General features: G+C 56.8%; 27 protein-coding genes. 17 read left to right on the top strand and 10 right to left on the bottom strand.

Features of this window, described 5'->3' with window-relative positions; genetic code table 11:
* Positions 1-10 precede the first annotated feature (10 nt).
* From HF921_RS13635 to pepP, 12 genes are all read left to right on the top strand, one after another.
* Positions 11-157, top strand: coding sequence for a L,D-transpeptidase family protein (locus HF921_RS13635; RefSeq protein WP_369805329.1), 147 nt, complete (start codon positions 11-13; stop codon positions 155-157).
* Positions 158-2,287, top strand: coding sequence for an APC family permease (locus tag HF921_RS03175; RefSeq protein WP_215861647.1), 2,130 nt, complete (start codon positions 158-160; stop codon positions 2,285-2,287). It abuts the gene before it with no gap.
* Positions 2,271-3,335, top strand: coding sequence for a beta-N-acetylhexosaminidase (gene nagZ, locus HF921_RS03170; protein ID WP_064219195.1), 1,065 nt, complete (start codon positions 2,271-2,273; stop codon positions 3,333-3,335). The genes HF921_RS03175 and nagZ overlap by 17 nt, the downstream gene beginning before the upstream one ends.
* Positions 3,336-3,459: 124 nt before the next feature.
* Positions 3,460-3,864, top strand: a complete 405-nt coding sequence (gene rpsF / locus HF921_RS03165; protein WP_064219194.1) for a 30S ribosomal protein S6 — start codon at positions 3,460-3,462, stop codon at positions 3,862-3,864.
* Positions 3,865-3,879: 15 nt separating this feature from the next.
* The gene (gene rpsR, locus HF921_RS03160) at positions 3,880-4,158 is read left to right on the top strand and encodes a 30S ribosomal protein S18 (protein WP_014027827.1); all 279 of its coding nucleotides are present in this window, start codon (positions 3,880-3,882) and stop codon (positions 4,156-4,158) included.
* Between the two features lie 15 nt (positions 4,159-4,173).
* Positions 4,174-5,091, top strand: a complete 918-nt coding sequence (locus tag HF921_RS03155; RefSeq protein WP_215893286.1) for a DUF2232 domain-containing protein — start codon at positions 4,174-4,176, stop codon at positions 5,089-5,091.
* A 37-nt stretch (positions 5,092-5,128) separates the two neighbouring features.
* A complete protein-coding gene (rplI, locus tag HF921_RS03150) occupies positions 5,129-5,575 on the top strand; it encodes a 50S ribosomal protein L9 (RefSeq protein WP_215893285.1) in 447 nt (148 codons plus the stop codon).
* Between the two features lie 25 nt (positions 5,576-5,600).
* Positions 5,601-6,974 (top strand): replicative DNA helicase, encoded by a 1,374-nt coding sequence (dnaB, locus tag HF921_RS03145; protein ID WP_064219191.1) that lies wholly within the window; start codon positions 5,601-5,603, stop codon positions 6,972-6,974.
* Between the two features lie 62 nt (positions 6,975-7,036).
* Positions 7,037-8,131 (top strand): alanine racemase, encoded by a 1,095-nt coding sequence (gene alr, locus HF921_RS03140; RefSeq protein ID WP_215893284.1) that lies wholly within the window; start codon positions 7,037-7,039, stop codon positions 8,129-8,131.
* Positions 8,128-9,486 (top strand): DNA repair protein RadA, encoded by a 1,359-nt coding sequence (gene radA / locus HF921_RS03135; protein WP_215893283.1) that lies wholly within the window; start codon positions 8,128-8,130, stop codon positions 9,484-9,486. The genes alr and radA overlap by 4 nt, the downstream gene beginning before the upstream one ends.
* A 170-nt stretch (positions 9,487-9,656) precedes the next feature.
* On the top strand, positions 9,657-10,094 hold the full coding sequence (locus HF921_RS03130; RefSeq protein ID WP_064219188.1) for a DUF4168 domain-containing protein: 438 nt from the start codon (positions 9,657-9,659) through the stop codon (positions 10,092-10,094).
* A 15-nt stretch (positions 10,095-10,109) separates the two neighbouring features.
* Positions 10,110-11,456 carry a Xaa-Pro aminopeptidase gene (pepP, locus tag HF921_RS03125; protein ID WP_064219187.1) on the top strand — a complete coding sequence of 449 codons (1,347 nt, stop codon included), beginning with the start codon at positions 10,110-10,112 and terminating at the stop codon, positions 11,454-11,456.
* 8 nt (positions 11,457-11,464) lie between these two features.
* On the opposite strand, the gene HF921_RS03120 is transcribed toward pepP, so the two are convergent.
* On the bottom strand, positions 11,465-12,037 hold the full coding sequence (locus HF921_RS03120; protein ID WP_064219186.1) for an RlpA-like double-psi beta-barrel domain-containing protein: 573 nt from the start codon (positions 12,035-12,037) through the stop codon (positions 11,465-11,467).
* A 402-nt stretch (positions 12,038-12,439) separates the two neighbouring features.
* Between HF921_RS03120 and HF921_RS03115 the strand changes: the two genes are divergently transcribed.
* Positions 12,440-12,745, top strand: coding sequence for an Lpp/OprI family alanine-zipper lipoprotein (locus HF921_RS03115; RefSeq protein WP_064219185.1), 306 nt, complete (start codon positions 12,440-12,442; stop codon positions 12,743-12,745).
* A 113-nt stretch (positions 12,746-12,858) separates the two neighbouring features.
* Here HF921_RS03115 and HF921_RS03110 read toward each other — a convergent pair whose 3' ends face one another.
* From HF921_RS03110 to htpG, 4 genes are all read right to left on the bottom strand, one after another.
* Positions 12,859-15,303, bottom strand: coding sequence for a phosphoketolase family protein (locus HF921_RS03110; protein WP_064219184.1), 2,445 nt, complete (start codon positions 15,301-15,303; stop codon positions 12,859-12,861).
* Positions 15,304-15,336: 33 nt separating this feature from the next.
* The gene (locus tag HF921_RS03105; protein ID WP_215893282.1) at positions 15,337-15,576 is read right to left on the bottom strand and encodes a hypothetical protein; all 240 of its coding nucleotides are present in this window, start codon (positions 15,574-15,576) and stop codon (positions 15,337-15,339) included.
* Between the two features lie 98 nt (positions 15,577-15,674).
* Positions 15,675-16,037 carry an SHOCT domain-containing protein gene (locus HF921_RS03100; protein ID WP_308169377.1) on the bottom strand — a complete coding sequence of 121 codons (363 nt, stop codon included), beginning with the start codon at positions 16,035-16,037 and terminating at the stop codon, positions 15,675-15,677.
* 300 nt (positions 16,038-16,337) lie between these two features.
* Positions 16,338-18,227, bottom strand: coding sequence for a molecular chaperone HtpG (gene htpG, locus HF921_RS03095; protein ID WP_215893281.1), 1,890 nt, complete (start codon positions 18,225-18,227; stop codon positions 16,338-16,340).
* Positions 18,228-18,461: 234 nt separating this feature from the next.
* Between htpG and HF921_RS03090 the strand changes: the two genes are divergently transcribed.
* From HF921_RS03090 to HF921_RS03075, 4 genes are all read left to right on the top strand, one after another.
* Positions 18,462-19,850: a sigma-54 dependent transcriptional regulator gene (locus HF921_RS03090; protein WP_064218823.1), complete on the top strand. Its 1,389-nt coding sequence runs from the start codon at positions 18,462-18,464 to the stop codon at positions 19,848-19,850.
* A gap of 62 nt (positions 19,851-19,912) precedes the next feature.
* Entirely contained in the window at positions 19,913-20,965 is a 1,053-nt protein-coding gene (locus HF921_RS03085; RefSeq protein WP_215861646.1) for a hypothetical protein, read from the top strand.
* 168 nt (positions 20,966-21,133) lie between these two features.
* Entirely contained in the window at positions 21,134-21,619 is a 486-nt protein-coding gene (locus tag HF921_RS03080; protein WP_215892580.1) for a hypothetical protein, read from the top strand.
* A gap of 62 nt (positions 21,620-21,681) precedes the next feature.
* Entirely contained in the window at positions 21,682-22,053 is a 372-nt protein-coding gene (locus tag HF921_RS03075; protein WP_215892581.1) for a hypothetical protein, read from the top strand.
* Here the strand turns inward: HF921_RS03075 and HF921_RS03070 are convergent.
* From HF921_RS03070 to HF921_RS03050, 5 genes are all read right to left on the bottom strand, one after another.
* A complete protein-coding gene (locus tag HF921_RS03070; protein ID WP_215892582.1) occupies positions 22,050-22,469 on the bottom strand; it encodes a hypothetical protein in 420 nt (139 codons plus the stop codon). The two genes, HF921_RS03075 and HF921_RS03070, sit on opposite strands and share 4 nt — an antisense overlap.
* Before the next feature lie 26 nt (positions 22,470-22,495).
* Positions 22,496-23,044: a hypothetical protein gene (locus HF921_RS03065; protein ID WP_155735335.1), complete on the bottom strand. Its 549-nt coding sequence runs from the start codon at positions 23,042-23,044 to the stop codon at positions 22,496-22,498.
* A gap of 30 nt (positions 23,045-23,074) precedes the next feature.
* On the bottom strand, positions 23,075-23,791 hold the full coding sequence (locus HF921_RS03060) for a C39 family peptidase (protein WP_215892583.1): 717 nt from the start codon (positions 23,789-23,791) through the stop codon (positions 23,075-23,077).
* Between the two features lie 12 nt (positions 23,792-23,803).
* Positions 23,804-24,163 (bottom strand): hypothetical protein, encoded by a 360-nt coding sequence (locus HF921_RS03055; RefSeq protein ID WP_064219762.1) that lies wholly within the window; start codon positions 24,161-24,163, stop codon positions 23,804-23,806.
* Positions 24,164-24,238: 75 nt separating this feature from the next.
* Positions 24,239-25,222 (bottom strand): hypothetical protein (locus tag HF921_RS03050; protein ID WP_215893280.1); only part of this gene is annotated, 984 nt, incomplete at its 5' end.

Raw genomic sequence — 25,222 nt, 5'->3', positions numbered from 1 at the left:
CACCGCCGATGTGGACCATCTCGGCCAGCCGGTATCGGCAGGCTGCGTGCGGATGGCGCCGGACGCGGTGTGCATGCTCTTTGCGGCATGTCCTGTAAACACCCCTGTTTTTATCGGCCTGCAGCCACCGCTGCGTTCCCCCGCTAGGAAGTACTGAATGGCCTGGATCCGCTTACCCCGTTTTCGTCGCGCCGTAAACGTTTTCAATCCCAAACTCTTCGAGAACCTTTCGCTCGCGGCCTTTCTGGCCTGGGTCGGTCTGGGTTCCGATGCGCTGTCTTCCTCCGCCTATGGTCCTCCGGAAATCTACGATGCCCTGCAGGGGCATGAGTATCTGGCCGTTTTTCTGGCCATCGGCATCCCGCTCTCGGTGTTTGTCATCTCGGCAGGTTACAAACAGGTCATTGCTCTTTTTCCCGATGGTGGGGGTGGTTATCACACCGCATCCACCCTGTTAGGGCCGATAGCAGGCCTGGTGAGCGGCGCCGCTTTGGTCGTCGATTACATTTTAACGGCAGCGATCTCCGTGGCATCGGGTACCGAGGCGTTGCTGAGTACCATGCCTTCCTCCTGGTACAGCGAGCGCATTCCCCTGGATGCCGCCGTGTTGCTGTTCCTGATCTTCATCAATTTGCGCGGTATGAAGGAATCCATCAAGATTTTGTTGCCGATCTTTATGGCTTTCGTCTTCACCCACGTCATACTGCTTGGCTGGGGACTGCTGGCTCACATGGGAGATGTGCCAGCTATCGCCCGCAATACGGTCGTCGGTGTTCAGCATGACAGTATGCGGTACGGCTGGATCTTCATTGTGGCGTTGATATTGCGGGCCTTCAGCCTGGGTGGTGGTACCTATACGGGTTTGGAAGCGGTAGCCAATGGCGTGCATATCATGCGTGAGCCGCGTGTGCAGACAGGGCAGCGGACGATGACCCTGCTGGCGACGTCCCTGTCTCTGATCGCGGGCAGTCTGATTTTTCTGTATCTGATGTATCATGTGCATGGCCAACAGGGGCAAACGCTGAATGCCGTGCTCTACGGCGCGATTACCCAGGGATGGACCTTGGATGGTGTATACTTCGGTCCGGCGGCGGCACTGCTTACCCTGATCAGCGAAGGCCTGCTCCTCTTCATCGCCGCCAACACGGGTATTATCACGGCGCCTATCGTCATGGCGAATATGGCTGTCGATCGTTGGTTGCCAGAGCGGTTTTCTTACCTATCAGATCGTTTCGTGTCGCGTAATGGCGTGTTGCTCATTGGTTTTTCGGCTATCGCCATCCTCCTCGCGACGGGCGGACATGTCAGCATTCTGGTGGTTTTATACAGCATCAATGTATTCATCACCTTTACCCTGACCATGGCAGGATTGAGCCGACACTGGTTTGCCCAGCGGCATCAGGAGTCAAACTGGCGGGGTCGCTTTGCCGTCAGTGTCCTGGGCTTTATGGTCACGGCATCCATTCTCGCCATCACCATTTTCGAGAAATTCGATGCGGGCGGCTGGTTCACTCTGCTGGTCACCGCGGTTGTGGTGGGTCTCGGATATCTGATCTATCGCCATTACAAAAGTATCGGTAAAATCACCGCCGAACTGGACGAAACCATGCTGGATGTGGTGCCTGACCATCTGGAGTCCGGCCCTAACCTGCCTCTGGATCCGCGTGGCGCCACGGCCGTATTTTTTGTCAGCCGTTTTGACGGTTTGGGGCTGCATACCTTGCTGACTGCGCACCGTATGGTCAGTGGCTTCGTCAAGAACTATGTGTTCCTGCTGGCGGGTATCGTAGGTCAGGGTGAATTTAAGGGTATCAAGGCACTGGAAGACCTGAAGGTATATGTAGAGACTGAGGCTAACCAGTATATGGCCTTTTGCCGCAACGAGGGGATGGCGGCAACCTGGTTCGCCACTTACTCCACCGACCGTATCCTCGCGATGGAGGAATTGGCCAATGTCGCTATCCGCTATTTTCCACAGAGCATCTTCTTTGCCGGGCGGGTGATTGACACCTCTGTGCAGGGACCCTTCCACGGATTGCTGCATGATGAAGTCAGCTTTATCGTTCAGGATCGCCTGCAGCATGACGGTTTCAGCATGATGATCGTACCCGTGCACGTGCATGGTATTCCCAGCCAGCCGCCGAGGATCGCGCTGCCTATTTCCATGCCACCGGATATGCAGCTGGTGCAGAATGAAGAAGTGGACAAGGTGGAAGCCAAGGCCCGTGCCGCCGCCAAGGCGCAGGCCAGTACGCAGGAGCCCATCCCCCATGCCGCTACAGACTGAGTTGCAGCGCCTCGCACGGGGCCCGCTGATGGTCGATATTGCCGGGCTACGGCCCACTGTCGCGGAATGCGCGATGCTGCGCCAGCCGGCAGTGGGTGGCGTCATCCTTTTTGCCCGCAACTGCGTCGATGCCGAACAGGTGCGTGCCCTGTGCGGCGAATTGCATGCGCTGCGTTCTCCGCCGCTGCTCATCGGTATTGATCAGGAGGGCGGGCGGGTGCAGCGCCTGCGTACCGGAGTGACGCGCTTCCCGCCCATGGCGACTCTGGGCCGTCTGGCGGATCGTGACGGATTGGAAAGGGCGCAGACGGCGGCACGGGACTGGGGACTTCTGCTCGGTACGGAACTCCGGGCGCTCGGCCTGGACATGGACTTTACCCCTTGTGTGGATTTGGATCGCAGCGTTTCTGCGGTGATTGGCGACCGCGCCATCCACCGCGATCCCGAGTGGGTGGGGGGTATCGCGGTAGCGCTCTGGGAAGGCATGGTACGGGCCGGCTTGCAGGGGGTCGCCAAGCATTTTCCCGGTCATGGTGCGGTAGCCGCAGATTCTCATCTCGACTTACCTTTGGATAAGCGCCCGCTCAGTGCCATTCAGGAAGACCTTCAGCCCTTCGCTGCCCTGATTGCCGCGGGGATTCCGGCGATTATGCCGGCGCACTGTCTCTATCCCCAGGTGGATACGGAACGTCCTGCCGGTTTCTCGCCGCGCTGGTTACAGGATATCCTCCGCAAAGATATGGGCTTCACCGGTGTGGTGGTCAGCGACGACCTCAGCATGGCGGGTGCGCATGGTGTCGGCGATATGGGCGCGCGGGTGGATGCGGCACTGGCGGCAGGCGCGGACTTGCTGCTGATCTGTAACGATCCGGAGGGCGCGCAAACGGCAGTCGCCCATTTACGGTCCAAGGGTGAGTTTCCGACGGGCAATCGCCTGGAGAGACTCGCCGGCAACGCTGCAACAGCACCTTTGTCTGTCGCAGACCGGGCGCGCTGCCTGCGACAGATCGAGCAATTGCGGGCTCTGGCCCCAGGATTTGCTGGCTGATGTACAGACTAAAAGGTTAACCCCTTGTTTTTCCCACGGCGCGTATTAGAATACGCCCTCACCTTTTACTCCTTGTTCGGGCGATAGGCGCCCGGACTCCGCAGTGAACCATAAGGAGCAACCTTTGCGTCATTACGAAATTGTGTTTTTGGTCCATCCTGACCAAAGTGAGCAGGTCCCCCAGATGATTGAGCGCTATCGCGGCATGATAGAGGGCGATGGCGGGCATTTTCATCGCCTGGAAGACTGGGGTCGTCGGCAGTTGGCCTACCCCATCAAGAAGGCCCACAAGGCTCATTATGTTTTGATGAATGTAGAATGCAGCGGTGCCGCCTTGGCTGAACTGGAAGACGCGTTCCGCTTCAACGATGCGGTTTTGCGTCACCTGATTCTGGCCCGCGCTGAAGCTGTTACCATCCCTTCCTTTCTGGCCCGCGATGAGAGCGACCGTCGTGAGCGCAGTGAAGAGACTGTCGAAGATGAAGGCGAGCCGGACCACAGCGATAACGAAACCGTAGCGACGGCTTAATCAAGGAGATTTCAGATGGCATTTAATCGAGACAGAGATCGGGATAGTGATGGTGACAAGCGTGGCGGCGGCAGCAGTAACTTTACCCGTCGCCGTAAGTTTTGTCGTTTCAAGGCGGAAGGCGTCAAGGAGATTGACTACAAGGATCTAAAAACCTTGCAGGCCTATGTGGGTGAGACGGGTAAAATCGTCCCCAGCCGGATTACCGGAACCAGCAATCTGTATCAGCGACAGTTGACTACAGCGATCAAGCGTGCCCGTTTTCTGGCGTTATTGCCCTACGTCGTGCGTTAAGGCACTGGCGTTCCGGTGGCGGCGCAGACAGAAGGTGGGGTCTTGCGCTGGTTTCTCAGCGGACGCTGGCAAGCCAGCATTAGTATTGCTGTACTCTTTAGTGTTGCGGGACTGGTTCCCTTTCTTGCCGCGCCGTTACTGCTCAACTGCGTCGCTTTGGTGACGCTGGTTACCCTGCAGGCCGGGCGCAAGGAGAGCTTTGAAGTCCTCCTGATTGCCGGGGTTGCCTCCGCACTGTTTACGTTGAACCCGTGGTATGGTGTCGCCTTTGCCCTGGTGGCCTGGCTGCCGGGGCGGCTGCTGGGAGAAGGTTTGCGGTGGGACGTGCAGTGGGGCGGGGTAGTGTGGGTCGTTATCGGTCTGTCTCTCCTGGCGCTGGCGCTCTCGCTTTGGGTTATACCGCGAGGCATGGGCCCTGCCTTCTGGCAAGCACAGATGGAACATTTGCTGGCGCCAGCGCGTAAAGAGTTAAGTACGACGCAGCGCCAGGTCCTGGGTGATATGACCCGCCTGATGCCAGGGATTCTCGCCGCAGGCATGGCGCTGCTCTGGACCTTGGCGGCGTTGCTGGCCAGTCGCTGGCGCGAACGTTTCCAGGGCGTTCCGGCGCCGCAACGGGTGTTTCGGGACTGGGTGTTGCCGGACCGGTTGATCTGGTTGCTCATCGCGACATTGTTGGGTATCAGCCTGCTGCATGGCGATGCGCTATGGCCGGTACAGAATCTTGCCGTTTTGGTCGGCGGGTTGTATCTGCTGCAAGGCTTGAGTTTTATGCACCTGTGGTTTGCGTCAAGGGGTTGGCCCTTGTTCGTGCTGACGGCTTTTTATATCGGACTGATCCTGCTTTCACAGCTCTTGCTGGTAATCGCTGTGCTGGGCGTCGTGGATCGTGTTTTCCATCTGCGCCAACGGCTTGCGGGCTCGCGGCCCTGATGGCGCTTTTGCAGGGAATTTTTTGGAGGAATTGGAAATGAAAGTGATTTTGCTGGAACGTATCAACAACCTGGGGCGTCTTGGTGATGTGGTCGAAGTGCGGCCGGGCTATGGGCGCAATTTTCTGATGCCGCAGGGGAAAGCCATAATGGCCAACCAGCGCAATCTGGAAGACTTTGCCGAGCGTAAAGCGGCCTTGGAGCATATCGAGGCAGAGCGTCTGCAGGCGGCCCAGCAGCGCGCTGCCATGCTGGCGGAAGCCGTGGTCAAAATCGCCCTGCAAGCGGGCGAAGATGGTCGTTTGTTTGGCTCGGTGGGCTCGCATGATATCAGCGCTGCTCTGGCGGCCCTGGGTCATGAAGTGGCCCATTCGGAAATCCGCCTGGCGGATGGCCCGATCAAGCGGGTAGGTGAATTTCCAGTGCGGTTGCACCTGCATCCGGAAGTGGATCTGGACGTGATGGTATTCGTCGAGCGCGCCTGACCCTGGCACTGGCAGGGACGGCGGAGTGTTCGAGTTTGCGGAGTATGGCGGCGGGGTCAAGGCTCCGCCGCACTCTATTGAGGCAGAGCAATCGGTTATCGGTGCCCTGCTGATCGATCCCGATACCGCGGATCAAGTGACCGAGGCGATGACGGCCGAAGATTTTTATGAGCGCCGCCATCGCCAGATTTTTCAAGCGATCATTGCCATGCAGGGTGCCGGGCGGGCGGTAGACGCCGTCACGGTCTCCGAGTGGTTGCAAGATCACGAGCAACTGGCCGATGTGGGAGGCGTGCAATATCTTCTCATGCTCGCCAACGAGACGCCCTCGGCGGCCAATGTGCTCGCCTATGCGAGCATCGTGCGGGAGCGGGCCACCCTGCGTGATCTTATTCGGGTTGGCCGGGAAATTGCCGAACTGGCCTATCGTCCGGAAGGGCGGGAAGCGCAGGCCTTGTTGGACGAGGCGGAAAGCCGGGTTTTCCATCTCGCCGAAGGGCAACAGCGGGCCGGAGAAGGCTTTAGGCAACTCAAGGATGCGCTTCCGGCGGTAATCGACCGGATCGAGACCATCGCCCGCGAGAAAAAGGGTGTCACAGGCCTGTCCACAGGTTTCGCCGATCTGGACGAGAAAACCTCCGGCCTGCATCCGGGCCAGCTCATCATCGTTGCCGGTCGTCCCAGTATGGGCAAAACCTCTTTCGCCATGAATATAGCTGAGCATGTCGCCTGTAACGAAGGCAAGCCGGTGGCGGTTTTCAGCATGGAAATGCCGATAGACGAAATCGTCTTGCGTGCGCTCTCGTCGCGAGGGCGGGTGGATCAGCACCGGCTGCGCAACGGCAGCCTGGGTAATGATGACTGGCCGCGCATCGCGCATGCCATTGGTGAACTCGGCAATGCGCCGTTGTTTGCCGATGATTCGGCAGCGCTGACGCCGACGGATTTGCGTTCGCGGGCACGCCGGCTGAAGCGAGAGCATGGCTTGGCGCTGGTTGTGGTCGACTATCTGCAACTCATGCAGGTGCCGGGGCGGGGTGACAATCGGGTCGCCGAGATTTCCGAGATCAGCCGTTCGCTCAAGGCCTTGGCCAAAGAGCTGTCCATCCCGGTGATTGCCCTCTCACAGCTCAATCGTAGCCTGGAAAACCGGACCGAAAAGCGTCCGCAGATGTCGGATCTGCGTGAGTCCGGTGCTATTGAGCAGGACGCCGATTTGATTCTGTTCCTTTACCGCGATGAGGTGTACTACAAGGACAAGGAAGAGGTGAAGGGCATCGCCGAGGTGATCATCGGCAAGCAGCGCAACGGACCCATCGGGACCGTGCGGATGAGTTTCTTCGGTGAATATACCCGCTTTGAGAATTATGCGCCGTCCGGGGATGATTTCGGGCGTTAGCCTTTCACCAGAAGTGGATTTCTGCCAGGGGATTTTTCTGTGCTTTGCGGTATCATGTACTCATGACTCGCCCTATTGTTGCCGATATTTCTGCTGCTGCTCTGCGTCATAATATGGCCGTGGTACGCCAGCATGCGCCCCACGCGCAAGTTATGGCGGCGGTCAAAGCCAATGCCTATGGGCATGATGTCGCGCTCTGCGCCCCGGTGCTGGCGGAGACGGGTGTCGATGCCTTTGCCGTGGCTTCTCTGGAAGAGGCGGAAACCCTTCATGATCTGCGTCTGGAACGACCGGTTTGTCTGCTCGGAGGGCCTTTCGACGCGGAGGAGGTCGCTGTCGCGGCCGCCCGCGGTTATCTGCTCGTTATCCATGAACAACGGCAGCTACTCTGGCTGGCGACCCATGCCGCTGACGCACCCCTGCGGCTGTTTATTAAAGTAGATACGGGTATGCACCGTTTGGGCTTTGCACCCGACCAACTGTCGGCAGTATTTGCCGGGCTGCAAAGCCATCCCTGCTGGCAGGTGCTGGGGCTGATGAGTCATCTCGCCCGCTCCGATACGCCGGAGGACCCTTTCAGTCGTCAGCAGGCGGGCGTTTTCGTCGCGGCCATTGCGCACTTTGGTCATTGCACGGCGGGTCAGCACACCCTGGCCAATTCGGGGGGGGTGCTGGCACTGCCTTTTACCCATCAGCACTGGGTGCGCCCCGGGCTCATGCTATACGGTCTTTCGCCCTTCGCCGGGCACAGCGGTACCGAGATCGGTTTGCAACCGGTGCTGTCCTGGCGCAGCGAAGTGGTGGCCATCCGCGAGCTCGCCCCCGGTGACTGGCTGGGCTATGGTGCAGCTTGGCAGGCTCCTGCCTACTGCCGGGTGGGGGTCGTGGCGGCGGGCTACGGTGATGGCTATCCGCGTCACCTGGGTTCGGGGGCGCCGGTCACGGTGGCCGGACAGGCTACCCGGACTTTGGCACGAGTGAGTATGGACATGCTTTTTGTAGACTTGACGACCGTGTCGGCGGAAATCGGGGCTTCCGTCGTGCTTATGGGGGCTGGCGGACCAGCCCTCGAATCCCTGGCGACGAGACTCGATACGATCTCCTACGAGTTGAGTTGCCGTATGCAGATGCGTGTTCCGCGCCAGCTGGTCTCATGAGCCGCGACAAAACCCTCTTTGTCTGTCAGGAATGCGGCAGTACCAGCAACAAATGGCTGGGACGCTGCCCGGATTGTGGCGCCTGGAACAGCTTCGTCGAACAGCGCATGGAGAAGACCGGGGCCAAATCCCAAACCACCTATGCCACGGCCAGTCCGCCGCAATTTCTGCACGCGGTGCCGATCGCGGATGTGGGGCGCAGCACGACGGGTCTAGCAGAGCTCGACCGGGTGCTGGGCGGTGGGCAGGTGCCAGGGGCCGCCATTCTCCTGGGCGGGGAACCGGGTATCGGCAAATCCACCCTCCTGCTCCAGACCGCCCATCATCTGGCCCAGGCCAGTAAGGTACTTTACGTCACCGGCGAGGAGTCCGCGGCACAAGTCGCCTTGCGCGCGCAGCGCTTGGGGCTGGGCCAGAGCTCCGTACGGGTAGTCGCCGAAAACCATCTTGAAGCGATCGAGGGTCTGCTCCAGTCAGAGCGATCCGCACTGGTGCTGGTGGATTCTATCCAGACCGTCTATACCGACACGCTGCAATCAGCCCCTGGATCGGTAGCGCAAGTGCGGGAGTGCGCGGCCCGTCTGGTGCGTTTCGCCAAAGCTACGGACACCACGGTCTGGCTGGTCGGCCATGTGACCAAGGAGGGGGCCATTGCCGGCCCGCGTGTGCTGGAACACATGGTGGATACGGTCCTTTATTTTGAAGGGGAGGCGGGTAGCCCCTACCGGATTGTGCGTGCCATCAAAAATCGCTTTGGTGCCGCCAATGAACTAGGTGTTTTTCAGATGCATGAAGAGGGGTTGAGCGAGGTTGCCAACCCTTCACAGCTCTTTCTGTCGCAGCATGACCGACCCGTAGCAGGGAGCGTGGTGCTGGCGACGCAGGAGGGAACCCGCCCGCTTCTGGTGGAAGTGCAGGCTCTGGTGACACCGAGTCCGCTGGCTAACCCCCGCAGGGTCGCCATCGGCCTGGACCCTAACCGCCTTTCCCTCCTGCTGGCTATCCTGCACCGCCACGGCGGCAGTGTGTTTTTTGATCAGGACGTTTTTGTGAATATCGCAGGTGGAATCAAAGTCAACGAACCAGCCGCCGATCTTGCGGTGGCCTTGGCCCTGCTCAGCAGTTTCCGCAACAAACCTTTGGAGGGGCGCCGGGTTGTTTTCGGCGAGCTGGGTCTGGCGGGAGAGGTGCGTGCGGTGGCGGGCACTGAAGCGCGGGTGCGGGAGGCGATCAAATTGGGTTTTAAGGGTGCCATTCTTCCGCGTGGCGACAAGATTTCGAGTACCGCTACTTTCAAGTTGCGCCCGGCTGCCCGTCTTGGCGATGCCATAACAGCGGCCTTCGACGGGGGATAAGCCCTGCGCGTCCGCTGCGATGCATCTGTCGGCCGGATAGCGTGCTGTAGCTTGCAATCTCTTTTCGGAGCGGTTAGGGTGGCTTGGGAGTGCGCGTAATGAATCGCATAATTTACTGATATATGAAGCTATTCCTGAATTTTTCCCGATAGTCTGAGAGGAGGGTTATTATGCAACAGCCTGCCATTTACTCTGCCGCGCAGAGTGTGTTTCATTCATCCAGGCATGGATTCGTAGGGCCCGCTCTGTTCGCTTTGAGCCTGTTTGGTCTGGGGACCAGTGTGACCTTCGCGTCCGGCATGGAGATATCGACGCCAGGATTGGTGCGCACCGCAATGACTGCGGGTGCCGTGGCAAGCCCTGCGGAGATAAAGAATTTCGCAGCCGCGGTTCGGGGGATCAAGCCACTCAACGAACAGGTTCACAACGCCCTGAGCCAGAAGGGCATCACTGCCACCAAGCGGGAAGAGTTGAAAAAGTCTTACATGACCAGTGTAAACCGTATTCTTGCCAGTAATCATTTGACGGCGGAGCAGTACTCCAGCATGCTCAAGCAAACACAGGACGATCCGGCATTTGCCAAACAGGTTGAAGGGGCCATGCAGTAAAGGCCTTATTCTACCATGCCCAAACTCAATTTACCCCGCCCCGATTATTCTGCTCGCCGCCGTCATCTGATGCAAAAAATGTCCGCTGCCGGTGTCGCGATTATACCCACCGCCATACCCAAGAGCCGTAACAGCGATGTGCAGTATCCCTTTCGCGGCGACAGCGACTTCTTGTACCTGACCGGATTCGTGGAGCCTGAAGCGGTGCTGGTATTGGTTCCAGGGCATGCTGATGGGGAGCAGATCCTGTTCTGTCGTCCGCGCGATTCGGAGCGGGAAACCTGGGAAGGGCGTCGTGCTGGGCTGGAGGGTGCTCTTGAGCAATGCCGGGTCGACCGTTGCCTCTCTATTCATGATCTGAATGATATCCTTCCACAATTGCTGGAAAACCGGGAGTTATTGTTTTATCCCATGGGTCAATCCACGGATTTCGACGCGCGGGTAATGCACTGGCGTAATGTCGCCAAGAGCAAAATTCGCCAGGGCGTGCGCTACCCACTCGAAGTGGTCGATGTTGCTGAATTGATTCATGAGATGCGGTTGTTTAAGGATTCCGCGGAGATCGAAATCCTACGGGCGGCGGTGGGTATCAGTGGCGCCGGTCATCGTCATGCCATGCGTCAGTGCCAACCGGGTATGCTGGAGTATGAACTGGCCGCCGAGATTGAGCACGTTTTTCATCGTCTTGGATCGCCCAGTGTGGCCTATCCCAGTATCGTCGGTGGTGGGGCCAACGGTTGTATTCTGCACTACACTGAAAACGATGCGGAATTGCGTGATGGCGATCTGGTACTGATCGATGCAGGTGCAGAGGTGGGTGCCTATGCTGGCGATATCACCCGGACCTTGCCGGTCAATGGCGTTTTCAGTCCTGCACAACGGGAAATTTACGAAGTCGTTCTGGCCAGTCAGGAAGCGGCGATCGCGGCCATGCAGGTGGGGCGCTCCGTTGCCGATTATCATGACGAGGCCGTCCGAGTGCTTGTGGATGGTCTGTTGGATTTGAAAATACTTTCCGGAAAGCGTGATGCAGTCATTGAGCAGGGCAGTTATAAGGCCTTCTATATGCACCGGACAGGACATTGGCTGGGTATGGATGTCCACGATGTCGGCCATTATCGCAGCGCAGATCAGTCCTGGCGGAAGCTGGCGGCGGGGATGGTGCTGACGGTAGAACCGGGACTATATTTCTCCCCGGATAATCAAACGGTACCGGAGCGTTGGCGTGGTATCGGGATTCGTATTGAGGACGACGTGCTGGTGACTGCCAACGGGCCGGATGTCCTTTCAGGCGAGGTGCCCAAGGGCTTGGCCGATGTGGAGGCGATGATGGCGGCCGGACCCGGCCATCATGGGCGATAATCGTCGGTTCAGAGACCGTTGGTCGATGGTGCCTGCGCGTGTATGAAACGTAATTTTGCCCGCTTTACCCCGAAGTCCATAGCGCGTCGAACACTACTCATAAGAATGTCGGCAGCCATGTGATAGCGGGAATTCATGGTATCCCAGACAATACCGTCTATCACCCGCCCAGAAGGTAACACGATGTTGATGCGTTCACCACAGCGGTTGCCTCCATTCTTCAGGAAAAATAGGTCCTGTGACAGAGCAATCTGGTTGGGCCGGTTGGCGCCGCAGGCAGCGATATCCGGATTTCCACTGGTCTGGTCGGGAAGCGCGTTATAAGCGGTAACTCGCCGAAGGTAAAACATCTTATGCCGCATGAGTAGGGCGCCATCACTGCGAGCAGACCCATCCCCGGAAGCTGATTGTGTGTCCGTAGTTTTTTCCATCTGCCCGTCTATCCACTGAAGGCTTTTTGCGCTTCTCGATAGTTTGTTCAGCAGCGGAGCCGGCAAGTCTGGTGAATTGAGCGCCAAAGCGTTGGGTAATAATAGTGCAAACAGAGCAATACCCAGCCCGGTAGATAATCGTTGTATCAAGTCTATCTCCTTATCTGAGTCGGTCTGTGGCGACCTCTCCCAGTTTCAACGCATCTGGGATTATTCTCAAAATATGAAACGGAACAATATTTTACAAAAAATGTGGAAAAAATCAAGGGGATAAATTTTTTGCTTTGTAAACAGTCGGTTGTCTTGCATTGCCGGGATGCGTCGGTTATCTGTGGGAGAGTCGACCCAATGCGGCCAGATAGTTTAAGAGGCTTCGCATTTTTGCTGAGTGCCCGGTGTCCGTGGACTTAAACGGCGGCCTTGGGTGTTCGCAGATGCTCAGTGAGCCAGATTATGACTATCGTCGAAAAAGTACGACTAAAGACTGGCGTGTTGTTGTTTTTTTAGCTATGCTTTGTCTGCCTGTTATTCAACCCAACAAAGGAGACTGCTATGAGCAAGTTCACCACCGCCTTGAAAGTAACCGCGCTGATTTTGCCCTTGGGCTTGGCCGGTTGTGCGACCACCTCTGACCTCGACAAAGTTGCTGCCAAGGCTGACGCCGCACAGTCCACCGCCAACGAGGCTTTGGCCAAGGCCAATTCCGCGCAAAGCACCGCGACAGATGCGCTGAGCAAGGCTAACGCTGCGCAGAGCACCGCTGATCAGGCGATGAGCACAGCCAACGCCGCCAATCAGAAGGCTGATGAGGCCAACATGAAGGTAGAGCGGATGTTCAAGAAGGCGATGATGAAGTAATTTTTTCGCGCCTGTTGTTTGTGATGGGATCCTGTCGATTCATTGATGGGATCCTTTCGCATTTTAGGGTCGGATAGGATCGGAGACAATTTCATTCACGTCCGCTGTGCTCCCTAAAACGGCCACCTCCAATCCTGAATATCCTGTCGATCCACGCCAAATTCGTAGGCATGGTTCTTACAGGCGAACTGTTGATCAAGCAGTGCTTCTCGCACACAGGACCCCGTATCGCAGAGGCGGGGTATCCGGTCAATGGCGTCAATGGCCAGGCTAAAACGATCCGTCTGATTCAAGATCGCAAGTTCCAGGGGCGTGTTGATATTGCCTTTCTCTTTGTAACCACGCACATGGATATGATGCTGTCCGGGTCGCCGGTAGGTTAAGCGGTGGATGAGCCACGGGTAAGAGTGGAAATTGAAGATCACCGGCTTGCTGGAAGTGAACAGCGCCTCGAACTCACGATCCGTCATCCCGTGTGCGTGTTCGGTATGTGGTACCAATTTGAACAAGTCCACCACATTCACGAATCGAACCTTGATGTCGGGCATGTGTTGACGCAGTAAGGCGGTGGCGGCCAGGGACTCCAGAGTCGGCACGTCACCGCAACTCACCATGACCACGTCAGGTTCAACCCCCTGGTCATTGCTCGCCCAGTTCCAGATGCCAGCGCCCCTTGTGCAGTGCGCCACCGCCGCCTCCATGTCCAGGTACTGCAGATTCTTTTGCTTGTCCGCGACAATCACATTGACGTAATTAACGCTTTTCAGGCAATGATCGGCAACGGAAAGCAGGCAGTTGGCGTCCGGCGGAAGATAGATGCGCACCACGCTGGGGCTCTTGTTAGCCACCACATCGAGAAAACCAGGATCCTGATGCGTGAAACCATTGTGATCCTGTCGCCAGACCAGCCCGGTCATCAGTAGGTTGAGTGACGCCACATCGGCCCGCCAGGGCAGTGCGTTACATTTTTCCAGCCATTTGGCGTGCTGGTTGAACATGGAGTCAATGATGTGGATGAACGGCTCATAGCTATTGATGAGGCCGTGCCGACCGCTCAGCAGATAACCCTCCAGCCATCCCTCTATGGTATGCTCGCTGAGCATTTCCATGACCCGTCCCTGCAAGGCCAGTTCGCCGCCGTCGGCATCTTCCGGGAAATATTCCCCGAGCCAGACTTTTTGGGTGACCTCATAAAGGGCTGTGAGTTTGTTGGATTGGGTCTCGTCCGGGCCGAAGATGCGGAAGTTCTGCATATTCAGCCGCATGACCTCCCGAAGGAAATTTCCCAGCGTGGGCACGTTGCCAGCCAGGGTTCCTCCGGTTTTTTCGATCTCCACGGAGAACGTGCGGAAGTCAGGCATATCCAGAGGGCGGCGCAGCAGACCCCCATTGGCCACGGGGTTGGCACTCATGCGCCGCCCCCCCTTGGGCGCCAAAGCTTGCAGTTCGGAGATCAGTCGGCCCTGCTCATCAAAGTGCTTTTCCGGTTGGTAGCTGCGCATCCATGATTCCAACAGAGTCAGATGGGCCGGGTTGGTGGCCACGTCCGGGAGGGGGATTTGATGGGCTCGCCAGAAACCTTCCAGATAATGCCCGTCCACCTTCCGGGGGGCTGTCCAGCCTTTGGGACTTCGAAGAATGATCATCGGCCAGCGGGGGCGGTAAGCCGCACCGGTCTGCCGGGCCTTTTCCTGGAACTTGCGAATCTCCAGAACACAGTGTTCCATGGTGGCGGCCATCGCCTGATGCATGCTCTCTGGATCGCTACCCTCCACGAAGTAGGGGGTATATCCATAACCGACGAATAGCGCCTCCAATTCCGCATGACTAATGCGCGCCAGAATGGTGGGGTTGTTGATTTTATAGCCGTTGAGATGGAGCACCGGCAGGACCGCCCCATCGGTAATCGGATTGAGGAATTTGTTGCTATGCCAACTTGTGGCCAATGGTCCGGTCTCCGCCTCGCCATCGCCGACCATCACCAGGGTGATCAGGTCCGGATAGTCAAAGACCGATCCGAAGGCATGAGAAATACTGTAACCCAGTTCGCCGCCCTCATGAATGCTGCCGGGTGTTTCCGGAGTCGCGTGGCTACCGATGCCCCCGGGGAAGGAAAACTGCTTGAAGAAGCGCTGCATGCCTACCAGATCTTCACGTATGTCGGGATAAATCTCGGAGTAGGTTCCTTCGAGATATGCCTGAGATAGTACCGCCGGTGCCCCGTGACCGGGGCCGGAGATGTAGATCGCGTTCAGATCGTACTTGTTGATCAGCCGGTTAAAGTGAATATAGGTGAAGCACTGGCCAGCGTCCGATCCCCAGTGGCCCAACAGTCTTGGTTTGATATGTTCTAGTGTGAGGGGCTCTCTGAGCAATGGGTTGCTCCTGAGGTACAACATTCCCAGGCACAGATAGAGACTGGCTTGCCAGTAGGCGTCGGTTTTGCGCAACTCATCCGGAGCGAGCGGCGTTCCTTGAATGGTCGCGCGGGCTGGTCCATAGGCACGGAGGCTTTCGTCTTCGTAAACCGTCGCCGGTGCCTTGGCGGAAGTGCGCATGATGGGATGTCCTCCGTAGTCTAACAACCTTTGCTACCGTCGCCGCCAATGGCCCCGGCCCCAGAACCAATGTCCGTCCCGGTGCCACCAACGGCCGGGTGCCCAGTAGGCGTAGGGGTGGGGCGGGTAGACCCAGCGTCCCGGCCACCATATCCATTGTCCCCTCCAAACCCAAGTCCCTGGCACCCAGGCCATGCCCATTGCCGGAGCTGGCGGAACCACTACCACCGGCAGAGGGGGCGGCGGCCCGGGCACGACGATTGCCCCAGACATCGGCTTCTCCACATAGGCGGGCCCAGGTGCCACCACACAACCACTCAGGACTGTGAGCCATCCCACCACCAACGCTGCCCGCCATCCCCTGTGCCTGCTCATTTTCCTAGATCGCCGCGTTTTTCAAGGTATTCATCACGCTCGATCTCGCCGCGCGCATAGCGCTCATCCAGGAGTTTGAGGGCGACACCACTTTCGTTATCGGCCATGCTGCTCTTGCACCCATGTCGATGCTTGCATGCAAAGGCCCCGCGGATCAGAAACACAATGCCGCCCACGATTCCCACGAGAGCCAGCAGGCACAGCAACCCCCAAAACAGTCCGAAAGCGCCCATCATACCAAGACCCCAACCACCCATCATGTTCGGACCGGGATAGAAATCTACCGCCGTGTCTGGCACGGTGGCGGTAGCTGTCTGTGCCAAAGCCAAAACGGGCGCCATCACTACCAGAAAGCTCACATTGGTGGCTATCCGGATTCCCTTTCTTCGCTGTGATGCATCCATGCTGTTCATCAATCGATCCCCCGTCGTGGAATGTCGGAATGCCACCCCCTAGTGCAAGTATAGTCCGGCTTTGCTGCCATGGTTGTGGCGTGCGCCGGGGGTCGCCAATAGAAACTTTTGATGCCGCCGAGGCGATACGACCTACGGCACCGCCGTGCGGACCCGTAACGTCATCGGGAACCGCATGGGTGGTGTGGCCGCTCGACTCGAGTGAGTTCGATTCCGGTCCGGGGCAGGTGAAGTAAGCTCAGCCTTTCAGCCTGCCAGCGCAAGCATCAACTGATTGATGCGGGTGACGAAACCGGCAGGGTCTTCTAATTGCCCTCCCTCGGCCAGAATCGCCTGATCCAGCAGCAGGGCTGACCATTCGGCGAAGCGAATATCGTCTTTTTCGCCTTCTATGCGTGCCAGCATGGGATGGGTGGGGTTGATTTCCAGGACAGGTTTGGTGCTGGAAACTTCGTGGCCGGCCTGCTTGAGCAATTGCTGCATGTACAGGGCCATGTCCCGCTCGCCCAGGACGATACAGGCCGGAGAACTGGTCAGACGATGGGAGACGCGCACAGCCTCCACCCGCTCGCCCAAGGCGTTTTTGATGCGTTCCACCAAACCCTCCGCACCCTTTTCGGTTTCTGCCTGCGATTTGCGTTCTTCCTCGGTTTCGATGGCGCCCAGGTCAAGCGCACCTTTGGCGACGGATGCCAATGCCTTACCCTCAAATTCGGGTAGATGGCTGGTCAGCCATTCATCTACGCGATCGCTGAGCAGCAATACCTCAATGCCTTTTTTGCGCAGCAACTCCAACTGTGGACTGTTCTTGGCGGCAAGGAAGGAGTCCGCAGTGATGTAGTAAATTTTGTCTTGACCCTCGGCCATTCGTGCCAGGTAATCGGCCAGCGATACATTTTGTGTTTCCGTGTCCGTGTGGGTACTGGCGAAGCGTAGCAGCTTGGCGATCTGTTCGCGGTTGCCGTAATCCTCGCCCGGTCCTTCCTTGAGTGCCCGTCCGAATTCATTCCAAAACGTCTGATACTTCTCAGGCTCTTTCCCGGCCATTTCCTCCAGGAGACTCAGTATTCGTTTCACCGAACCGGAACGCATCTGATCGATGACTCGGTTACCCTGCAAAATCTCGCGGGAAACGTTAAGAGGCAAATCGTTGGAATCGATCACACCGCGCACAAAGCGCAGGTAGCGGGGAAGGAGTTGCTCGGCATCGTCCATGATGAAGACGCGCTGCACATAGAGTTTGATACCGTGGGAATGGTTGTGATCCCAGAGATCAAAGGGTGCCTTGGCAGGAATGAAGAGTAAGGAGGTGTATTCCAGTCGTCCTTCAACATGGTTGTGGCTCCAGCTCAGAGGGTCGCCATAGTCGTGGCTGACGTAGCGATAAAACTCCTTGTACTCGTCGTCGCTGATCTCGGACTTGGATCGTTGCCAGAGAGCGGAGGCCTTATTGACCGTCTCCCATTCGTCACCAGGCTTGCCGTCTTCGCCCATTTTGCGCATACGGATCGACAGGGGTATGTGATCCGAATACTTGTTGATGATGCTGCGTAAGCGCCAGGCACTGAGCAGGTCCTGGCGTTCTTCCTCGCGCAGGTGCAAGACGATTTCGGTACCGCGCGCGGGCAGATCCAGAGTTTCCAGGGTGTAGCTTCCGGTACCGTCCGACTCCCAGCGAACACCGTGCTCGGCCTCCATGCCGGCGCGACGAGTGTTCAGGCTGACGCGATCTGCAACGATGAATGCCGAATAAAAACCTACTCCGAACTGGCCGATCAGCTTGGCGTCTTTGGTCTGGTCGCCGCTGAGGCGCTCAAAGAACTCCCGCGTCCCGGATTTGGCGATAGTGCCGATATTGGCAATCACCTCGTCGCGGTTCATGCCAATACCGTTGTCTCGCACGGTAATGGTGCCAGCCTCGGGATCGAAGTCCACCTCAACCTTGAGCTCGCTGTCACCTGTTAAGAGGGCGGGGTCGGCCAATGCCTCGAAGCGTAACTTGTCGCAGGCGTCAGAGGCATTGGAGATCAACTCGCGCAGAAAGATCTCTTTGTTGGAGTAAAGCGAATGGATCATCAACTGCAATAGCTGATTGATCTCGGTTTGAAATTGCATGGTTTCCTTGCTGGCGGCCATTATCTCTATCTCTCCTGAATTAACTGGGTTCGCGCAGAGAGCGAACGGTTGAATGTAAGCAGGCTGAAAGTGGTGTCTGACAAAGGAAAAATCAAGGCCGCTGGTGCCGCATCCAAACCAGGAGCAGGCGGTCACCGAGAGCTATGATAGAAACTGGTGTATGGGGCGGAACTTCGGCATTTGTACTATCATCACTACGATTACTGATGGTGTGTTCTAGAGGAAGGAATCGATATGTCATACAGTCAGATTTGCGGGGCAGATGCCGTCGTTGTGAGCCGCCCACTACTGTACTTTGGCACCAGACACACCATAGAACCATGGGCGGAGCGACTGTGTAGCGAAGAGTGGCAGCTGCGATATGCGGAAAATATTAATGAACTACAAAAACTCTCGTCTGCAGCAGAATTCAAGGTGGGTATAGTCGCGCCGGATCACCGGGAGATCATCAATAATTGCCGGTGCGTGGAGTCCACCATTGCCCGGGCAGGGCATATTCGTTGGATCGTCTTACTTCCCAAGGATGCCCTCGACTCCCCCCCCCTGCGTGAGCTGGTTAGCGCCACATTTTACGACTATCACACCCTGCCTGTCGATTCCGACCGTCTCCTGCTTACCTTGGGCCATGCCTTGGGGATGGCAGAGATTGCCGCCGATGCGCTGCTGCCCGAAGAAGGGGAGGTGCGCAGTAACGGTGAAAGCGAAATGGTCGGCGCCAGCCCACAGATGCAAAAAGTCTTCAAAGAAATCCGCAAGGTAGCCGGTGTAGATGCACCCGTGCTGATTACCGGTGAAAGCGGCACGGGCAAGGAGCTGGCCGCGCAGGCTATCCACGAACGCTCTTCGCGGGGCCATGGGCCATTCATCGCCGTAAACTGTGGGGCATTACCCACCAATCTCATCCAGTCCGAACTCTTCGGCCATGAAAAGGGCTCATTCACTGGCGCCCACCAGCGAAAAATCGGCCGCATTGAGGTCGCCTCCGGTGGCAGCCTCTTTCTCGACGAGATTGGCGATTTGCCCATGGAACTCCAGGCTAACCTTCTGCGCTTCCTACAGGAAAAAACCATAGAGCGGGTCGGTGGTCGCGAAGACATCACCGTGGATGTGCGGGTGATTGCCGCCACCCATGTCGATCTGGAAAAGGCCGTTCGCGAGGGTCGATTCCGCGAGGATCTTTACTATCGTCTCAACGTTCTTCAGATCAGGATGCCTGCCCTGCGCGAGCGCGTCGGCGACGTGCCCCTGTTAGCTCAATATATCTTCCACCGCTTTGCCGAAGAAAAAGGACGGAAGATAAAAGGATTCAGCAAAGACGCTCTGCATACCATGAACAACTTCGACTGGCCGGGCAATGTTCGCGAGCTGATCAATCGGGTGCGCCGGGCCATGGTCATGTGCGACAACTCCCTGATTTCCCCATCCGATCTTGGACTGGAGCAGAGAAACAACTCCCGGTGGGTACTTACTTTGGGCGAAGCGCGGGACAGGGCCGAAACCGATACCATCCGCGCAGCTCTCGCCCAGAACCAGGGCAGCGTTTTGCTGGCATCGAAACAGCTTGGCGTTTCCCGCGTCACGCTATATCGTCTCATGGAGAAGCATGCACTCAGCACCAACTAATCATACTAATACTTTTTGGCTAAAACACCGTTAGCCATTACCACCAGGAGGAATCTTGAATTATGAAACAACAAGGATTGATGCAAGCAACAATCTACGCATCCGCAATACTGGCAGGCACCTTGTGGTGCGCCAGCCCCGCCTGGGCCGATACGGCCTCTTCGAGCGAGGCTCCGCCAAGCAAGCCGGTAGGCCAAGCTCCGGCTGAACAAAGCCGTCCGCCGGCCATCGAAACCCTCATCAGCACCACTGGAGTGCTTACGCCAGCAGGCAAGTTCGTCATTGAGCCCTTTATCCAATATACTCATTCGTCATCCAGTATCGCCGCCGTGCAGGGTTTCGTGCTTGCGCAGGTACTAGCCATTGGCAACATAAATATCCAGCAATACACCAACGACACCGCCTATGCCGGTGTCACCTTTCGCTATGGGGTGAGCAACCGCCTGGAAATGGATCTCAGGGTGCCTTTTGTCTATGCGCAACAAAACACCGCCGTCTCAAACCTTACCAACAACGGTGTCCAGCAGGCATTCAACAGTACCGGTTCTGGTCTGGGAGACATTGAACTCTCCATGCATTATCAGATCAATAAGGGTGGTAATGGCTCGCCCTATTACATTGCCAATTTGCAAGTAAAAAGCATGACCGGCAGTAGCCCCTTCAGCATGCCCACCTATCAGAGTTATCCGGCCGGAATTCTTGAACAGCAACCGACGGGGACAGGCTTCTGGGGTGTCCAGCCTAGTCTCACGGTACTCTATCCCTCTGACCCGGCCGTTTTTTACGGGAATGTCAGTTACCTCTGGAACATTGGCCATAATGCCGCCGGCACCTACATTAGCCCCGGTAACGCCATCGGCTTCGGCTTTGGTGCGGGCCTATCTCTAAACGACCGCGCGTCGATTAGTCTAGGCTACAACCAAAGTATCGTCAGCGCGCCTAAAGTAGGCGGCATTACTCCGCCCTTGGCCACAACCCTGGAGGTAGGGTCTTTTCTGGTGGGCTGGTCTTACACCCTCAATAAGAGTACATCCATCAATCTGAACCTGGCCGTAGGCGCCACCCGCCAGGCACCGGATGTGCAACTCACACTCCGGGTCCCTTACACCCTCTAGGGGCATTCGGGGACATATTGCGTCGCAAGGCACCTTCGGGACCGAAACTCAATCAGAATACCGGCCGGATCCCTCTCCGAAAGCGGCTCCAGTAGGCGCGTCGACCATGGGCCACCATGGTCGGTTCCACTCCCCACACATTGCCATCAATGCCGCCATGCAGAACCGATGACGCATTGCCATGCCTCTTTCTTCTTTATGTTTCACCTTGAGAAGGAGGCAAGAGAAGCAGCGTTAACTCAGGGTGTTGGGATGTTTCGGCGCCACCCGCCACCGACGTTTCCCGCGAATCATAAAACCGCCAGATTTTCAAAACGCCGTTGCAGCCGAAAAAGCAGTCATCGTTGGCACCAGCGTTTATTTGTCTGGGTTATCGGCATTGGGCAATCAGTATTTGGTTTGCTCATTGCGTTGCTACTGTGTGGATTCGTGCCGAACCGTCTCACTGACCGGGTCGTCCATGGGAAACTGGAATACCTTGATACGCTGTGTTCTGGGGTGGGCACACAGGCCGTGGATCGTGCCAGGATTCCATTTTTCCAACAGATGATCGGCCATCATGTTGATATATCCCTCGATGGCATCTTGGGACAGGGAACAGACCTCTTCCAGGCGCGCTGCCATCCAGCACTTGGCCTTGTAAGAATTCCCTAAGCGATAACAGAGTTCATCAAAAACAAAGCAGGGGGCCTGGAGAAGTAACCGGGTCCCTGACGATGAGAAATAATCCAAATGAACACTATTCACTTTATGATCATATGGATGTATTTGGTGCGCGTGTGCGGGGAGTGTTTTATTTGTATTCATGCCTTTTAACCTTTTTCAGCTACCTAATAGAGCGGCGTATGATCCCTGCACACATTGAGCAAGCGTATAGACAGTTCTGGCTCCTAAAAACGGTGATTAATACAGTAGACAAGCTTGTCGAGGCGTTTTTGCTGGCATTTTCCGGTGCGCCGTGGAAGGTGCCGAGCAGACAAGCTTTGAGATTCTCTATGGCACCATGTATCGACAATAATTTTTTGTTTGCGGGTTCTGGAAACGCTCTACGCGTTTCAGCTTTTCCATCCGTTTCCATAGAAGGTTAGTTGCCGCTGAAGGAACCAGATGTCTGCATCACAGACGCTGGCAGATTTTGCAAATTGGGCAGGATTACCACCAACGACTGCGATGCGTTTGGCCTGACGCCATTTTGGGTGTTGCCCCGAGAACTGCCACCCGATTCTAGGGTGTTGGAGGATGTGGCCGGTATGGGCAACTCATCCCAGAGCATGACCACCGGCATTTGATGGGCAGAGACTGCCAAGCCGGGTACAGTTATTCCCCCACCACGGGCTTGACGCAAGACGGTGTTGCTGACGATAGCGCCCCTATCGAAGGCCGCAGGTTGCATTGCCGGAAAGTCATGACCGCCCGCTGATTCTGCCGCCATGACGGGTGCCCAGGCCCATATTCCCAGCACCAGCCCGGCACCGATTGTCGTCCGTATCATCTTCCGAAACATGGCATCCCCCTTCCCGTCCTATCCGCCTACGGGACGTTCAAACTCCGAATGTTACCCTGCTGCAGCGCCTGACCAATCTGGGTCATTTGCTGGGTATGGATCCCGTTGCTGACATCCAGGTTGATTACGGTCGCATGCTGGATCACCTGGTTATCGAGGTTGTTCTGCACCACCGCCAAGGCGCTGGTGGCCTGGTTGAGGAGGCTGCTGGAAACCTGGTTCGCATTTCCCACCTGCACTACCTGCTGTACACCATTTCCCTGTGCCACGACCATGGTCTGCTGAACACGGGTATTCTGCGATGCGATGATGCTATTACTGCTAGAGCCGGAGTCGATCCCCGAGCGTGATGCCAGCATTCCATTGATATAGGTGGTCATCTCCACACCAAACTTCACCATCATGCCCCCGACCTCAAAACCTCCGCGCAATTTCGCCAACTCAGCTACAGGCACCGGCATTCCGAGCACCGGCATGACCGACGCACTGGCGGGTTCTGCCATGCTGAGGATGATCACGGCACTCATCAGGGTATGCTGAAAAGACTGTTTCGACTTGCAAGCGAACTCATCCATGATCATTTCCTCCGGTTATTTTAAGATGCTTCAAAAACTTCCTGCCCGAGGCAGCGTGAGCAGGAAGGAACCCAGCGACGGTTGCTGCTGCATGGCTGCAGCCAGCGGTGCGCGGGGTACTTTGTCCCATTCGGCAATGCTGTTAAAGGAGGCCTTGGCCATCTTGATGCCCGGCCCACTGGTAATGACAAAAAGAATCCCGTTTTTCTTCCACATGGCATCAAAGGATTTCCGGGAGATAAGGCGTAAGCCCAAGGCCGGATCGCCGACCAGCACCTCATCCTGCTCGACTCCTTTCACCACCACAAAATGCATGTAGCCGTTAAAATCGATAAGGGCAATCGCCGGCAGATTCACCTTGGCCAGATTGCGCAAAGAAGTCCGGAAGCCGTTGGCGGCGAAGCCGTGGGCGTCCAGATAGTTTTTCATATCGAGCAGGGAAAACCCTTCCTTCTCGATGACTGGTTTATCACCATGATCCCACATCCACTTGAAAACCTTCATCTCATCCGCGGGATCGTTATAGCTATAGGTGAGTAAGGTGGCCACCGCCGCGGATCCACAACTAAAGTCATATTGTTGATGGATCACCGACTGAAAGCGCATGGCATTCATGCTCTTGACGGGAATATTGAATTGACCGCCAGCGGTTGCCAAATAATAAGCATCGGCCACGGCCTGCCCCTGACTCAGGACCAGCGTGACCAATAGTGAAGCCATTGCCAACAACCAGCGTTTAGTAGACATGAGAAACTCCCATCAATGCATGGTCAGGTTGATTTGCATCGCATTCTGAATGAGGACATTATTGCCGGAATTCTGAATGACCGTTACAAAACCGGAGGCATTGCCGAAGGCACCGCCCTGGATGATATTGCTACCGGTAACGACCCCATTACCCACAGTATTTCCCGCTGATGTCCCATTCATCACCAGGGTGGACAAGCTCTGATTGGGCAACGCCTTGCCCGCAGAATGTACTAACGCCTGGGTGCCTACGGCAGTACCCAGCAAGGCCAAAGCGGATACGCCATCCATCGGCAAGGTCGCCGCTTGCGCGCCGAATGCCCAGGACAGCAAAATACCCGTCATGAATAAGTGACGCATGCGAATGTTCATGATCTCTCTCCTCACATTCTTGGTAAAAATAGGGAATGCCGAGACTTTGGCACCCCCCACCTTGCATCGCGTGACTTAGTTGTTGACCTGGATCGAGGTCTGGTTCTGCAACATGCTGTTGGCACCAGTGTTCTGGTTGAGCGCGATCACGCCAGAGGCATGCTGGAAAGCGTTGCCACCGATGGTGGCGTTAGCCGCATAGTTCGCCTGGGTGAATGCACACGGATTGCACGGATTGCCCGTGGCAGATACCTGCAGAGCGTTCCCCGCTACTACACCCCCCAGCGCGCCAAAGGCGTTGCCGCTGCTGGAACCCACTTGGCTGACCTGTACGTTGGTCTGATTCTGCAGGAGGCTGTTGGCGCCGCTGTTCTGGTTGGCCGAGATGATGCCCGATGCGCCGTTGAAGGTATCGCCATTGATGGTGGCATTGGCATTGTAATTGGTCAGACCGTTCTGACCGTACCAGTTGTACCCAGGATCAGCGGAGATGTTGACCGTGTTTCCCAGGACGGCGCCCCCCTGCAAAGAGATCAAATCCACTTTGCCGGTAAAGCAGCTACCATTGGCGCAAGGACTCAATTCGTTGACCTGCACGTTGGTCTGATTGTCCAGAAGGCTGTTGGCGCCACTGTTCTGGTTGAGGGAAATGATACCCGCTGTGTTGGCAAAGGCATGGTCGCCCAGATAGGCGTTGCCGTTATAATTGGTCTGGGCACCGTCGGTGCTTACTCCGATCCGGTTTCCATGCACCAAACCCAGATCCACGCTCTCCATTTTCGCTTTGATGTCACCACTGACGGCATTCACCTGCACCTGGGTCTGATTTTGCAGCAAGCCATTGGCACCACTGTTCTGGTTGACCGAAACGACACCAGTCGCGTTTTCAAAGGCTTGGTTATTGATGGCGGCATCGGAGCCGATATTGGTCTGGCTGTTGTTCAACCCGGTACCACTGGTTGCAGAGACTGAATTACCGTGAACCACACCCAGCTTCACCACGTCGCTATTGGCCTTGGCGGGTTTGGCCGAATGGTGGGGTGGGGGTGGGGGTGGATT

Origin of the sequence: Acidithiobacillus ferriphilus (assembly GCF_018854775.1) — a bacterium.
Lineage (GTDB): Bacteria > Pseudomonadota > Gammaproteobacteria > Acidithiobacillales > Acidithiobacillaceae > Acidithiobacillus > Acidithiobacillus ferriphilus.
The sequence above is the reverse complement of the archived record's forward strand: the minus strand, read 5'-3'. Positions and strand labels throughout refer to the sequence as shown.

Coding starts and splice junctions, on each gene's coding strand:
- HF921_RS03085 (WP_215861646.1), top strand. CDS start 19,913: ATGAAACAACAAGGATTGATGCAAGCAACAATCTACGCATCCGCAATA.
- HF921_RS03065 (WP_155735335.1), bottom strand. CDS start 23,044: ATGGATGAGTTCGCTTGCAAGTCGAAACAGTCTTTTCAGCATACCCTG.
- nagZ (WP_064219195.1), top strand. CDS start 2,271: ATGCCGCTACAGACTGAGTTGCAGCGCCTCGCACGGGGCCCGCTGATG.
- rplI (WP_215893285.1), top strand. CDS start 5,129: ATGAAAGTGATTTTGCTGGAACGTATCAACAACCTGGGGCGTCTTGGT.
- radA (WP_215893283.1), top strand. CDS start 8,128: ATGAGCCGCGACAAAACCCTCTTTGTCTGTCAGGAATGCGGCAGTACC.
- HF921_RS03055 (WP_064219762.1), bottom strand. CDS start 24,163: ATGAACATTCGCATGCGTCACTTATTCATGACGGGTATTTTGCTGTCC.
- HF921_RS03175 (WP_215861647.1), top strand. CDS start 158: ATGGCCTGGATCCGCTTACCCCGTTTTCGTCGCGCCGTAAACGTTTTC.
- HF921_RS03130 (WP_064219188.1), top strand. CDS start 9,657: ATGCAACAGCCTGCCATTTACTCTGCCGCGCAGAGTGTGTTTCATTCA.
- HF921_RS03080 (WP_215892580.1), top strand. CDS start 21,134: ATGACGCATTGCCATGCCTCTTTCTTCTTTATGTTTCACCTTGAGAAG.
- pepP (WP_064219187.1), top strand. CDS start 10,110: ATGCCCAAACTCAATTTACCCCGCCCCGATTATTCTGCTCGCCGCCGT.
- alr (WP_215893284.1), top strand. CDS start 7,037: ATGACTCGCCCTATTGTTGCCGATATTTCTGCTGCTGCTCTGCGTCAT.
- rpsR (WP_014027827.1), top strand. CDS start 3,880: ATGGCATTTAATCGAGACAGAGATCGGGATAGTGATGGTGACAAGCGT.
- HF921_RS03115 (WP_064219185.1), top strand. CDS start 12,440: ATGAGCAAGTTCACCACCGCCTTGAAAGTAACCGCGCTGATTTTGCCC.
- htpG (WP_215893281.1), bottom strand. CDS start 18,227: ATGGCCGCCAGCAAGGAAACCATGCAATTTCAAACCGAGATCAATCAG.
- HF921_RS03075 (WP_215892581.1), top strand. CDS start 21,682: ATGAGAAATAATCCAAATGAACACTATTCACTTTATGATCATATGGAT.
- HF921_RS03090 (WP_064218823.1), top strand. CDS start 18,462: ATGTCATACAGTCAGATTTGCGGGGCAGATGCCGTCGTTGTGAGCCGC.
- HF921_RS03060 (WP_215892583.1), bottom strand. CDS start 23,791: ATGTCTACTAAACGCTGGTTGTTGGCAATGGCTTCACTATTGGTCACG.
- HF921_RS03070 (WP_215892582.1), bottom strand. CDS start 22,469: ATGTTTCGGAAGATGATACGGACGACAATCGGTGCCGGGCTGGTGCTG.
- HF921_RS03110 (WP_064219184.1), bottom strand. CDS start 15,303: ATGCGCACTTCCGCCAAGGCACCGGCGACGGTTTACGAAGACGAAAGC.
- HF921_RS03105 (WP_215893282.1), bottom strand. CDS start 15,576: ATGTCTGGGGCAATCGTCGTGCCCGGGCCGCCGCCCCCTCTGCCGGTG.